Source organism: Embleya sp. NPDC005971, from assembly GCF_040629175.1.
Taxonomy (GTDB): Bacteria; Actinomycetota; Actinomycetes; order Streptomycetales; family Streptomycetaceae; genus Embleya.
Genome location: NZ_JBEXUX010000065.1, coordinates 1 through 12,230 on the forward strand (window position 1 = coordinate 1; position 12,230 = coordinate 12,230).

11 protein-coding genes are annotated in these 12,230 nt (G+C 70.6%); 5 read left to right on the forward strand and 6 right to left on the reverse strand.

The window, feature by feature from the left end:
* Positions 1-150 precede the first annotated feature (150 nt).
* The 3 genes from ABZ374_RS38380 to ABZ374_RS38390 all read left to right on the forward strand — a co-directional run bounded on the left by ABZ374_RS38380 (position 151) and on the right by ABZ374_RS38390 (position 3,820).
* Complete coding sequence (locus tag ABZ374_RS38380; RefSeq protein WP_360320643.1) at positions 151-732, forward strand: TetR/AcrR family transcriptional regulator; 582 nt, start codon at positions 151-153, stop codon at positions 730-732.
* A gap of 136 nt (positions 733-868) precedes the next feature.
* Positions 869-2,095, forward strand: a complete 1,227-nt coding sequence (locus tag ABZ374_RS38385) for a Cmx/CmrA family chloramphenicol efflux MFS transporter (RefSeq protein ID WP_360320646.1) — start codon at positions 869-871, stop codon at positions 2,093-2,095.
* Between the two features lie 141 nt (positions 2,096-2,236).
* Complete coding sequence (locus ABZ374_RS38390) at positions 2,237-3,820, forward strand: APC family permease (protein ID WP_360320648.1); 1,584 nt, start codon at positions 2,237-2,239, stop codon at positions 3,818-3,820.
* 100 nt (positions 3,821-3,920) lie between these two features.
* Here the strand turns inward: ABZ374_RS38390 and ABZ374_RS38395 are convergent, their stop codons facing one another.
* Positions 3,921-4,295, reverse strand: coding sequence for an RNA-binding S4 domain-containing protein (locus ABZ374_RS38395; protein ID WP_360320651.1), 375 nt, complete (start codon positions 4,293-4,295; stop codon positions 3,921-3,923).
* A gap of 542 nt (positions 4,296-4,837) precedes the next feature.
* On the opposite strand from ABZ374_RS38395, the gene ABZ374_RS38400 reads away from it, so the two are divergent.
* On the forward strand, positions 4,838-6,070 hold the full coding sequence (locus ABZ374_RS38400) for a serine hydrolase domain-containing protein (protein ID WP_360320654.1): 1,233 nt from the start codon (positions 4,838-4,840) through the stop codon (positions 6,068-6,070).
* 132 nt (positions 6,071-6,202) lie between these two features.
* Complete coding sequence (locus tag ABZ374_RS38405; RefSeq protein ID WP_360320657.1) at positions 6,203-7,408, forward strand: serine hydrolase domain-containing protein; 1,206 nt, start codon at positions 6,203-6,205, stop codon at positions 7,406-7,408.
* A gap of 11 nt (positions 7,409-7,419) precedes the next feature.
* Here the strand turns inward: ABZ374_RS38405 and ABZ374_RS38410 are convergent, their stop codons facing one another.
* From ABZ374_RS38410 to ABZ374_RS38430, 5 genes are all read right to left on the reverse strand, one after another.
* A complete protein-coding gene (locus tag ABZ374_RS38410) occupies positions 7,420-7,650 on the reverse strand; it encodes a phosphopantetheine-binding protein (RefSeq protein ID WP_360320660.1) in 231 nt (76 codons plus the stop codon).
* 7 nt (positions 7,651-7,657) lie between these two features.
* A complete protein-coding gene (locus ABZ374_RS38415; protein ID WP_360320663.1) occupies positions 7,658-8,290 on the reverse strand; it encodes an isochorismatase family protein in 633 nt (210 codons plus the stop codon).
* A 37-nt stretch (positions 8,291-8,327) separates the two neighbouring features.
* Positions 8,328-9,959: a (2,3-dihydroxybenzoyl)adenylate synthase gene (locus ABZ374_RS38420; RefSeq protein WP_360320666.1), complete on the reverse strand. Its 1,632-nt coding sequence runs from the start codon at positions 9,957-9,959 to the stop codon at positions 8,328-8,330.
* Positions 9,956-11,143 carry an isochorismate synthase gene (locus ABZ374_RS38425; RefSeq protein WP_360320669.1) on the reverse strand — a complete coding sequence of 396 codons (1,188 nt, stop codon included), beginning with the start codon at positions 11,141-11,143 and terminating at the stop codon, positions 9,956-9,958. Before ABZ374_RS38425 ends, ABZ374_RS38420 begins: the two co-directional genes overlap by 4 nt.
* Positions 11,144-11,304: 161 nt before the next feature.
* Positions 11,305-12,084 (reverse strand): 2,3-dihydro-2,3-dihydroxybenzoate dehydrogenase, encoded by a 780-nt coding sequence (locus tag ABZ374_RS38430; RefSeq protein ID WP_360320672.1) that lies wholly within the window; start codon positions 12,082-12,084, stop codon positions 11,305-11,307.
* Positions 12,085-12,230: the final 146 nt, after the last annotated feature.

Consider the following 12,230-nt stretch of genomic DNA (forward strand, 5'->3'; position numbering starts at 1 on the left):
GCTCAGAGACGGAACCTTCTACGAATCCCGACCGGCCGAACCGGTCGCAGCATGACCCGATCTCGGTTGACGAAAGACATAGAGGCACCCCCCCCAGGCGCCGATCCGCCGTATTGGACCGACCATTACAAAACCTGTTAGCGTTCTCGCATGGCCCGACCCCGGAAGTTCGACGAAGACGAGGCGGTCCAGGCGGCGCTCGAAGCCTTCTGGGTCGCCGGCTACGAGGCCACCTCGACCCAGGACCTGTGCGACGCGACCGGGCTCGGCCGCAGCAGCATCTACAACACGTTCGTCAGCAAGCACGAGCTGTTCCTGCGGGCGCTGCGGAGCTACATCGAGCACATGACATCGCTTCAGGTCGCGAACCTGGAGAGCGATCGGCCCGTGCACGACAAGATCCGCGCACTGTTGTCCGTGATCGTGGCCGAGGAGAGCGACGAGACCGGCGACCGGCGCGGCTGCCTGGTCGTGAACACCGCGATCGAATTGGCCGGGCGCGATCCGGAGGTGGCCCTGCTGCTCAAGCGCGACTACGCGCGCCGGCATGCCGCGATCAAGGCCGCCATCGACAGCGGTCGCCTGGCCGGCGAGGTCGATCGGGACAAGGACGCCGGCGCACTCGCGCACGCCGTGATCGGCACGGTGTCGGGCATCCGCCTGGCCGCACGCAGCGGCGTGGACCGAGCCGGCCTGGAGGCGATCGCGAACACGACCCTGGGCGCGCTGTAGGCGGAGGGAAACACCCACCGGAAACACCCGCCCGCCCAGGCGACCCACTCCGCGCGCCGCCGGGAGCGACCACGCATGCGCTCGTTTTGAACTGATCATTCCAAAACACATCACCCACGACACTCGGGAGTCCCCCATGCCCCTTGCCGTCTACATCCTCGGACTGGGCATATTCGCCCAGGGCACCTCGGAGTTCATGCTCTCCGGGCTGCTGGAGACGATGGCCGCCGATCTCGGCGTGTCCATCCCCGACGCCGGGTTGCTGATCTCCGCCTTCGCCGTCGGCATGGTCGTCGGCGCGCCGCTGCTCGCGGTCGCCACGCTGCAATGGCCGCGCCGCACCGCGCTGGTCGCGTTCCAGGTCGTGTTCGTGCTCGGCCACGTGGTCGGCGCGCTGGCGCCCGGCTATTGGCTCGTGCTGGCCACCCGCTTCGTGAGCGCCGTCGCGTACGCGGGCTTCTGGGCGGTCGCCGCCGTCACCGCGCTGGGCCTGGTCGCCGCGAACGCGAAGGCCAAGGCGATGGCCGTGGTGGCGGGCGGACTGTCCCTGGCCACCGTGGTCGGCCTGCCGCTGGGCACGATGATCGGCAACTGGGCCGGTTGGCGTGCGGCGTTCTGGGCGGTCGCGGTACTGACGGCGCTCAGCACGGTGGCCGTGTACATGGTCCTGCCGGCCGGGCGCCCCACCCACGAGACGCCGCGTTCGGTACGCACCGAACTGCGCGCGATGCGGCGGCCACAGTTGTGGGTGGCCTACGCGACCACCGCGTTCAGCTTCGGCGCCGTGGTCGCGGTCTTCAGCTACCTGGGCACGATGCTGACCAACACCACGGGCATCGGCGAGGCGTGGGTGCCGCTGGCGTTGTCCTGGTACGGCGTGGGCGCGGTGGTCGGGATCACCGCGGGCGGCCGACTGGCCGACGAGCACCCGTTCGGCACGTTGTACGCGAGCATCGGCACGATCGTGGCCGTGTGCGTCCTGCTCGCGCTCACCGCCGAGAACCTCGCGGCCACCCTGGTCCTGGTCTTCCTGCTCGGGCTGGCCGGATTCGCCGCCAACCCGGCCGTCAACGCCCGGGTGTTCGCGATCGCCGCCGACGCGCCGACCCTGGCCGGGGCGACCAACACCGCGTCGTTCAACGTCGGCATCACCATCGGGCCGCTCCTGGGCGGCCGGGTGATCGCGGCCGGCTTCGACTACGCGGCGGTGGCCTGGGTCGGCGCCGGGCTGGGGCTGGCCGGACTGGCGGCCGCTCGACTGGACTCGCGGTTGCGCGCCCGCGGCCGCGGCCGGCTCGACCGGGCCGCGCCGCCGACCCTTTCGGCGCCGGAGCCGGTCGGGCTGTCCGGGCGGGGCGTCTGACAGAGCATCAGTTCCTTGATTTTCCCGGGCGCCGGGGCTGCCGATCGGGTTACCGGCGGGTCTAATCTGATGACCTGCTTCCGATGGTCCTTTTCGGTCGAACGGGTGTAAAACCACCCGTCTAGGACAGGACGGTTCGCCATGGCCACCATCGACCCCGCAAGACCCTCCCCGTCCGAACCGCCGCTGCGTCGCGCAGCCGGCGAGAAGGGCCTCAAGACCGGCGCGCTGGGCCTTGCCTCCAGCGTCGTGATCGGGCTCGCCTCCACCGCACCGGCCTACAGCATCGCCGCGACGCTCGGCATCATCGTCGCGGGCGTCGGCCTGCAATCGCCGATCGTGATGGTGCTGGCCTTCATCCCGATGTTCCTGATCGCCTACGGCTACAAGGAACTCAACGAGGACACCCCGGACTGCGGCACCACGTTCACGTGGGGTTCGCGCACGTTCGGGCCGATGACCGGCTGGATGGGCGGCTGGGCCATCATCGTCGCGGACGTCATCGTGATGGCCAACCTCGCGCAGATCGCGGGACAGTACGGCTTCCAACTGATCGGCGCCCACGGCCTGGCCGAGGACACGTTCTGGACGACGTTCGCCGGGGTCGTCTGGATCATCCTGATGACCTGGATCTGCTACGTCGGGATCGAACTGTCGGCCAACCTCCAGAAGGTGCTGCTGACCATCGAGATCGTGGTGCTGATCGCCCTCGGTCTGACCGCGCTGTGGAAGGTCTACCTGGGCAACGCGCCGGACGGCTCGGTGCACATCGGCTGGTCCTGGTTCAACCCGTTCGAGATCGACTCGATCGACGCGCTGACCAAGGGCGTCCTGGCCGCGGTGTTCATCTACTGGGGCTGGGACACCGCCGTCTCGATCAACGAGGAGACCGCGGACACCCGGCACACCCCGGGTCGGGCCGCGGTCGTGTCGACCGTGCTCCTGCTGCTGATCTATCTGTTGATCAGCACCTCGGCCCTGTCCTTCGCGGGCGCCGGCGACACCGGCAACGGTCTGGCCAATCCGGACAACTCCGGGGACGTCCTGTCCAGTCTCGGATCGAGCGTGTTCGGCACCGAGGGGTTCGGCTGGTTCATGGCCAAGCTGCTCGTGTTCATGGTGCTCACGTCGTCGGCCGCCTCCACCCAGACCACGATCCTGCCGACCGCACGCACCGCGCTGTCGATGGCCGCACACCGGGCCATCCCGCAGAACTTCGCCCGCGTGCACCACCGGAACCTGGTGCCGACCTGGTCCACGGTCGGGATGGGCATCGCGTCGGTGGTCTTCTACGTCGCGATCACCCGGGTCAGCACGAACGTGCTCACCGACTCGATCGGTTCGATCGGGCTGGCCATCGCGTTCTACTACGGCATCACCGGCTTCGCGTGCGTCTGGTTCCACCGGCGGGTGCTCACCCGCAGCCGACGCGACCTGGTCACCAAGGGCATCATGCCGGGCCTGGGCGGGGCGCTGCTGGCGTACTTCTTCGTCGACGCGTGCATCGTGTATTCGGACAAGGACTACGGCACGACCTACTGGACCCTGCCGTTCGCGCCGCACTGGCAGCTCGGCGGGGTATTCCTGACCGGGATCGGCGCACTGCTCCTGGGCGCGGTACTGATGCTCGGGTATCGGTTCGCGCAGCCGGCGTTCTTCCGCGGCGAGACCCTGCCGCGTGCGGTGGCGGAGCGGAACCCGGCGGGCGGTCCGGTCGAGCCCTGACGTCGGACCCCGACCCGGTGGGCCCGGCTCGACGGCCGGGCCCACCATCGCTCAGCGCTCATCGCTCGGCACTCAGCGCTCAGCGCTCAGCGCTCAGCGCTCAGCGCTCACGGAACTGCTCCAACACCCGCCGCTCGCGCTTTGTCGGCCGGCCGGCACCACGATCGCGCCGGGCCACCGCGACCTCTTCGCGCGGTGGCGGCGGGGGGCTGTTGTCGATCAGACACTCGGCGGCCACCGGCGGGCCGACCCGCTTGCGGACGATGCGCTTGACCACGACGATCCGCTCGTGCCCGTCCTGACGCAGCCGCACCTCGTCGCCGACCTTGATCGCCTGCGCCGGCTTCACCTTGTCCCCGTTGACCCGCACGTGCCCGGCCTTGCACGCCGCCGCAGCCAACGACCGAGTCTTGGTCAACCGCACCGACCAGACCCAACTGTCGACCCGCACGGTCCCCTCGTCAGTCGCTCCCATCCCCCGACTCTAATACCGCCCCCACGAAGACCGACCCGATATCGCCGGCCACCGGCAACGTGGAGAGAACGCGACGACCCCGGAGGTCGACACGATCACGGCGACGGCCGCGCCGATCAGCTTGGTGCGCATTGATTCCGCCCGTTCGTGCGAGGTCATCGGCCTGCCCCGAGCCGGGGTACCCGGAGCGCTTTCCATCACTGCGCCCCGCTTGGTTCACGTGGGCGGACCGAAGGACGGTTGGGTGATGCCGTCGAGGATGTGGTCGGTGCAGGGCCATCGGTCGGGCCGTCGGACGAGGTGTCGGTGGCCGGAGTGGATCGGGCGCCCGGCGGCTCCGAAGAGTCGGAGATGGGCCCGCGACGTATGCGCGTGCAGGGCCGAGGTGCGTGACGGGTCCAATGCACCACCGCCCTGGTGTGGTTGGCCCCACCTGTTTGCACCGGGCTGCACGACCGGGTGTTCGGGTGTCCGCACGGTGGTTGGTCGATGGGGCTGCGCGGGACGGTGAGGCGGTGTTGCCGAATCGTCGAGGAGTCGTCGTGTCCCCACCCGTGGTCCATGTCCCTGGCAGCCCGTTTCTCCTGACCCGCCGTCGGTGTTGTGCGCTGGCCGTCGCGCTGACCGGCTCGGCGGTGGTGGTGGCGATGCCGGCCGCCGCTGCGGAGCGCGGGCCGGTCGGCCGCGAGCAATTGCGCCGCGAGGCACAGTGGTTGCTGGGCGAGGGCGGCTACGTGAACGCCGCGATCGTGGCCCGCGATGGGCGCGAGTGTGCCGAGGGGTATGCCGGACCGGCCGATCTGCGCACCGGGCGGCCCGTACCGCGTGCCGCGCGACTGCGGATCGGCAGCGCGACCAAGACGTTCGTGGCGACCGTCGTGCTGCAACTGGTCGCCGAAGGACGGTTGTCGCTCGCCGACTCGGTGGACAGGTGGTTGCCGGGAGTCGTCGCAGGCAATGGCAATGACGGGCGTCGGGTGACCGTGCGGAATCTGCTCCAGCACACCAGCGGTTTGCACAACTACTCGAATGAACTGCCGGATACCGCCGAGGGGTTCGAGCGGGACCGGCTGCGCAGCAGTACTCCGGCCGGGCTGGTCGCCGGGGCGATGCGCTTCGCGCCGAGCTTTCCGCCGGCCGACCCGGTGGACCCGACGCCGAACTGGGAGTACTCGAACACCAATTACGTCCTGGCCGGGATGATCGTCCGGCAGGCCACCGGGCGTTCCTGGGCCGAGGAGGTGCATCGCCGGGTGGTGCGCCCGCTCGGTCTGGTCGACACCTACGCCCCCGGCGACGATCCGACGCTGCGTGCGCCCTACACGCACTCCTATCACCGCTTCGCGGATCGGGACGCCTGGGTGGATACGACCATTCGCAACATGACCTGGGGCGATGCCGCCGGCGAGATGATCAGTACCCATGCCGACCTGGACCGCTTCTTCACCGCGCTGTTGCGGGGCCGGTTGTTGCCGCCCGCGCAACTCGCCCTGATGTGCGACACCGTGCCGATGCTGGCCGACTTCGAGCAGGTCATGCCGGGAGTGCGCTATGGGCTCGGACTGATGCGCCAACCGCTGCCCGGCGGCGGATTCCGCTGGGGACACGGCGGCGACATCGAGGGCAGCAAGATCCGGATGGGGGTCACCGAGGACGGCCGGCGCAGCGCCGTGATCGTGGTCAACGGCACCTACGCGGACGACGAACACGAGTTGCCCGCCGAGGTGTCCGTGCAGCGACTGACCGACCGGCTGCTCGCTCCCGGGGCCTCCTGAGCACGTCTGCACGTGTCCCGAGGTGATCGCCCGCCCGCACGCGCCCGGCGACCACCTCGGACTCGCTGCCGAGACCACACCACCACCGTCACCGGCCCACGCCGCCACCGCCAACCCGGAAAGGAACCCACGATGAACTTAGCCACCCGGCCATCCCGTTCGAGGCTCCGTGCCGCATGCCTCCTGACCGCCGCCGCCGTTCTCGTCGGAGCAACAACGGCCGCCGCAGCGCCGAACGACCCTTCCCACCGGCCCCCTTCCCACCTCCAACGCGACGCCGACGCCATCCACGCCGCCGGCGCCATCGGCGTCACCGTGCACTACTCCGCGCCGGCCACGATCCGCACCGCCCGCAGCGGCGAAGCCGAACTCGGCACCGGCCGGCCACCGCCCCGCAACGGCTACTACCGAATCGGCAGCACCACCAAGACCTTCGTGGCCACCGTCACCCTGCAACTGGTGGCCGAGGGCCGGCTGCGCCTGGACGAGCCGATCGAGCCCTGGCTGCCGGGGCTGGTGCGCGGCAACGGCAACGACGGCCGCCGCATCACCCTGCGGCAACTGCTCCAGCACACCAGCGGCATCCCGAACTACACCGCCCTCCCGGCCGCCGTCCCGGGGCTGTACTCCGCACGCGGCTACCGGGAGAACCGCTTCCGGCACTACCGGCCCGAAGAACTGGTCGCCGCCGCACTCACGTTGCCGAGCCGCTTCGAACCCGGCACCTCGTGGGCCTACTCCAACACCAACTACCTGCTCGTCGGCATGATCATCGAGCGTGCGACGGGCCGATCGTGGGGCACCGAGGTGCACGACCGGATCCTGCGCCCACTCGGCCTGCACGACACCAGGGTCCCGGGCGACGACCCCTACCTGCCCCGCCCGCACGCACAAGCCCAGCACACCTTCACCGGCGACGACCGGCCCACCGACACGACCGTGCTCAACCACACCGTGGCCGACGCGGCGGGCGCGATGTACGGCACGCCGAGCGACATCGACCGCTTCTTCACCGCGCTGCTCTCCGGTCGGCTGCTCGGCCCCGCCGAACTCGCCGAGATGCAGCGCGTACACCCGATTCCGGACGAGCCCGGGCGCGGCTACGGCCTGGGCCTGGAGAGCACCGAGCTGAGCTGCGGCGGGCGCTATTGGCAGCACGGCGGCGACGTTCTGGGCTTCTCCAGCGAGAACGGCGTCACGGCCGACGGTCGGCGCGCCGTCCTGGTGGTGAAGAACGGCGTCGACGAGAACGACGAGGCGGGCGGCGCCCGAGTGGACGCGGCGACCAGGACGCTGATCGACCACGCCCTGTGCGCGCCGGACTCGTCCCGACCGTGACCCCCTGCCGACTACGGCTTGGGCGAGAGCAGTTCGGCCCACCCCTCCAGGGTCGGCCGTTCCGCGAGGTCGGCGAAGTCCACCGCGACGCCGTGCTCCCGGGTCCAGCGTTCGACCAGGGCCATCACCCGCACCGAGTCGAGGCCGTAGTCGACCAGGTTCTCGTCGTCGGGGATGTCCACCGGATCCTCGCCGAGGATGTCGGCGACGTCGGTGCGAATCAGTTCGAGGTTCAGGGCCATGTCCGGTCTACTTCCCCGCGAACAGCGATTTGGTATCGGTGACCACCGCGCAGTTCGCGGCGGCCCATTGCAGTGCCATCCGGTGGTTGTCCGAGGTGAAGTCGGCCACCGCGTCGGCCACCACGAACGCCTGGATGTCCTGCATCCACGCGTCGCACGCCGTGGTCATCACGCCGATGTGCGCGTATACCCCGACGATCACCAGTTGATCGCGGCCGAGTTCGCGCATCCACTCGCGCAGCTCGGTGCGGACGAAGGCGCTGTACTTCCACTTGGTCAGCACGGTGTCGGCCGGGCCCGGTGCCACGGCCGGGGCGATGGCCGCCGCGTGCGGATCGTCGGGGAGCCCGGGGCCCCAGAAGTCCTGCTGTAGGCCGCGCTGTTCGGCGCTCTGGCCGCCGGGCTGCGCGGAGTGGACCACCGGCACGTCGAGCCGACCGCAGTCGTCCTTGAGTCGGGCGACGTTGGTCAACAACTCGGTGACCGGCGAGGCGTCCGGGGTGAACGCGGACAGGAAGTAGTTCTGCAGGTCGTGCACGAGCAGCACGGCACGCGCCGGGTCGACGACCCAGTCGACCCGGTTGGTCGGCAGCTCGGTCACATCCGGCATCGGATACGGAGCGATCTTCGGCAGTGCCATGACGGCCTTTCAAGGGGAGAGGGGTGAATCGCCCGAATCAGCGTGCGTTCTCGGCCAGTCCGGCGGAGATCGCCGCACGCAGGTCCTTCTTGCTGACCTTGCCGACGCCCGTGTACGGGAACGTCTCGACGAACTCGACGTGATCGGGCACCTTGTAGCCGGCCAAACCGCGTTCGCGCACGAACCGGCGGATCGCCACCGGCTTGAGCGGCTCGGCCCCGGCACGCAGGATCACGTAGGCACAGGTGCGTTCGCCCAGGTAGGCGTCCGGTACCGCGACCACGGCCACGTCGTGCACGGACGGGTGGGCGAGGATGTGGTTCTCCACCTCCTCGGCCGCGACCTTCTCGCCGCCGCGATTGATCTGGTCCTTGGCCCGGCCCTCGACCACCAGGTGGCCCGAGGGCAGCCGGCGGACCACGTCCCCGGTGCGGTAGAAGCCGTCCTGCGTGAACGATCTCGCGTTGTGCTCGGGCGCGTTCCAGTAGCCGCGAATCGTGTACGGCCCTCGGGTGAGCAGGTGACCGGTCTCGCCCTCGGGCAGATCCGTATCGGCGTCGTCGACGATCCGGATCTCGTCGTCGGGCGAGATCGGCCGGCCCTGGGAGGTGACGATCAGCTCTTCCGGGTCGTCCAGTCGGGTGTAGTTGACCAGGCCCTCGGCCATCCCGAACACCTGCTGGAGCGTGCAGCCGATCGTCGGGGCGACCCGGCGGGCCGCCTCCTCGCTGAACTTCGCCCCGCCGACGAGCAGTACCCGAAGGCTGCTCAGGTCGAAGCCGCCGCGCTCGGCCGCCACGGTCCAGGCCAGTGCCAGCGGCGGGACCACCCCGGTGATGGTCACCCGTTCGCGCTCGATCAGCGCGAACGCCACGTCGGGGGTGGGTTTGGGGCACAACACCACGCGGGCTCCCGCGTACAACGCGCCCAGCGTGCCGGGCGAGCTGAGCGGGAAGTTGTGGGCGGCGGGAAGGGCGCACAGGTACACGCTGTCCGCGTCCACCGCGCAGATCTCGTTCGAGCCGCGCAGCGAGTAGATGTAGTCGTCGTGCGTGCGCGGGATGAGCTTGGGCACGCCGGTGCTGCCGCCGGACAGTTGCAGGAAGGCGAGTTCGTCCGGGGCGGGTGGGTCGGCGAGTTCCACCGGGTCGCGTTCGATGTCGGCCAGTGCGGTGTGTTCGCCGGGTTCGCCGACCACCAGGACGTGCTTGAGCGTGGGCAGGTCGGCGCGTACCCGGCTCGCCAGTGCCCGGTGGTCGAAGCCCTCGGACACGTCGGGGATCACGTAGGCGACGGCCTCGGTGAACGAGCAGAAGTAGGCGATCTCGGTCTCGCGGTGTGCGGGCAGTGCGAACACCGGCAACGCGCCGATCCGAAACAGCGCGAAGACAACGGCGAAGAACTCGGCCACGTTGGGGAGTTGAACGACCACCCGGTCGCCCCGGCCGATGCCGCGCGCGAGCAGCCCGGCGGCGAGCCGGTCGGCCCGCTCGTGCAAGTGCGCGTAGGTCCAGCGGCGGTCGCCGTCCACGATCGCGATCCGGTCGGGGTGCGCCGCGGCGCGTTCGCGCAGCATGCCGCCGAACGTCTCGCCGCGCCAATACCCGGCGGCCCGGTAGCGCTCGGCGAACTCGGCGGGCCACGTGGGACCGAGGCTCGGGGTGCTCACGGCCGGCCACCCACGGCGTGCAGGAAGGTGTGGAACTTTGCCTCGGTCTCGGCTATTTCGGCCTCCGGCGAGGAGGCCGTCACGATGCCCGCGCCGGCGTACAGCCGCAGGGTGTCCGCGTCCGCCTCGGCGCAGCGGATGGTGACCACCCATTCGCCGTCGCCGTCCGCGTCGCCCCAGCCGACCATGCCGGTGTACAGGCCCCGGTCGAACGGCTCCAGGTCGGCGATGGTCTGCCGGGCGGTCGTGGTCGGGGTGCCGCATACCGCCGGGGTCGGGTGCAGCGCGCAGGCCAACTCCAGTGCGGAGGCCGGGTTCCGGTCCGGGAGCGTGCCGGTGACCGTGGTGGACAGGTGCCACATCGCGGCGGTGCAGACCAGGGTCGGCCGCTCGGGCACCTCCAGCGTCTCGCAGAACGGCGCGAGCGCGGCCCGCACCGCGGCCACCACGACGGCGTGTTCGTGCAGGTCCTTGTCGGATTCGAGCAGGCCGGTCGCGCGTCGTACGTCCTCGGCCAGGTCGCTGCTGCGCTTGGCGGAGCCGGCCAGCGGGTTGGCCCGCAGTTGCCGACCGGTACGCGAGACGAGCAGTTCCGGACTGGCGCCGATCAGTGTGCTGCCGGCGCGCACCCCGGGCACCGCGAAGGTGTAGCCGTGCGGGTCGCGCCGGGCCAGGCGCTGCAACAGCACCGGTATGTCCGGCGGTTGGGCCGAACGCAGTTCCAGGGTGCGGGCCAGCACCACCTTGTCCAGCGCGCCGGCGCGCATGCGCCGGACCGCCTCGGCCACGCTCACTCCGTACGCCTCGGGCGTGGGCATCGACCGGATGTCCCAGGCGGTGGAGCTCGGTTCGGGCGCGGGCAGCACGATCAGCGGGTCGGCGGACAGCGGCGGTCCCCAGCCGGCCGCCTCCGGGACCGCCAGCGCGGCGCGTTCGCCCTGATCGAAGGGGACGGCGCCGAGCACGATCGGGGCGCGTCCGCCGACCGGGCTCGCCGCGGCCAGGGTCTCCGCGACCCGGGCGGCCAACGGCCGATCGTCGTGCCCGACTTCCGCCTGCACGCCGTGGGTGAGCAGGGTGCGGGTGGGCGTGGCGAGGAAGCGCGCGTCGCCGGGTCGATACGCGTCGAGCAGCGCGGTCGCCGCGCCCACTGTGGCGAGGCCGGTGGCTTCTGGGGTGGTCACCTGAGGCTCCTTTGATTCTCCGGCGGGGTGTTGCGGAGGCCGTGTGCTGCAAAGGCCGTGCGGCGGCTCGATCGACGAGCCGGGGTCGAACCGGTGCGGGATGGTGTCCGCCGCGCCGGGGGACGGTGTCGGTCGGGCCCGGCACAGGTGCCGAGGGTCCGTCACACGTGCAGCGTCGCGCCGCCGTCGACGTACATGTTGTGCATGGTGATCTGCCGGGCCCGGTCGGAGGCGAGGAAGACGACCGCCTCGGCGATGTCGGCCGGGTCGGCGATCCGGCCCAGCGGGATACCGGTGCGGTAGTTGGCCAGGTCGCCGTCGAGGACCCGCCGGGGCGCGTCCGCGTCGGTCCACAGGGCGCGTTGCATGGGGGTGTCGGTGGAGCCGGGTGAGACCACGTTGCAGCGCACGCCGCTGCGGGCGAGTTCCAGGCCCAGACACATCGTGAACATGGTCGCGGCGGCCTTGGACGCCGCGTACGCGGCCATCCCGGTGCGCGGGATGCCGGCCGCGTTGGAGCCGACGGTGACGATGCTGCCCGCACCGCGTTCGACCATCGGACCGGCCACCGCGCGGCTGGTGTGGAAGACCCCGGTGCTGTTGACCGCGAACGTCTGTGCCCAGGCCTGGTCGCCGAGTTCGGTCACCGGTGAGGTGTGCAGCACACCCGCGACGTTGACCAGGATCGCGATCGGGCCCAGGTTTCGTTCGATCGCGGCCACGGTGGCGGTGACCGCCGGTCCGTCGGTGACGTCGAGCGGGTAGGCGACCACCGCGTCGGTGTCGTCGTCGGTCATCAGCTTCTTGACGCCGACCGGGTCGCGGTCGGTGGCGGCGACGATCGCGCCGTGGTCGACGAGGGCCCGGACGACGGCCGCACCGATGCCCTGCGCGGCGCCGGTGACCACCGCGATGCGGCCGGCGAGGTCTGATGGGTGCACGAAAATCCCCTCGGCAAACACAACTCCGGGGTCGGAGTTTAGGTGAGCCTAACCTAACTTCGCACCGGTGGTCGATGCCCCTGGAGCCGGCGGCGCTGCCTCCGGAGGTCGTTCGCGGCGCCGGTGATCCGCGCGGCGATCTCCCC

Coding starts and splice junctions, on each gene's coding strand:
- ABZ374_RS38415 (WP_360320663.1), bottom strand. CDS start 8,290: ATGGCACTGCCGAAGATCGCTCCGTATCCGATGCCGGATGTGACCGAG.
- ABZ374_RS38395 (WP_360320651.1), bottom strand. CDS start 4,295: ATGGGAGCGACTGACGAGGGGACCGTGCGGGTCGACAGTTGGGTCTGG.
- ABZ374_RS38385 (WP_360320646.1), top strand. CDS start 869: ATGCCCCTTGCCGTCTACATCCTCGGACTGGGCATATTCGCCCAGGGC.
- ABZ374_RS38410 (WP_360320660.1), bottom strand. CDS start 7,650: ATGGCCCTGAACCTCGAACTGATTCGCACCGACGTCGCCGACATCCTC.
- ABZ374_RS38390 (WP_360320648.1), top strand. CDS start 2,237: ATGGCCACCATCGACCCCGCAAGACCCTCCCCGTCCGAACCGCCGCTG.
- ABZ374_RS38405 (WP_360320657.1), top strand. CDS start 6,203: ATGAACTTAGCCACCCGGCCATCCCGTTCGAGGCTCCGTGCCGCATGC.
- ABZ374_RS38380 (WP_360320643.1), top strand. CDS start 151: ATGGCCCGACCCCGGAAGTTCGACGAAGACGAGGCGGTCCAGGCGGCG.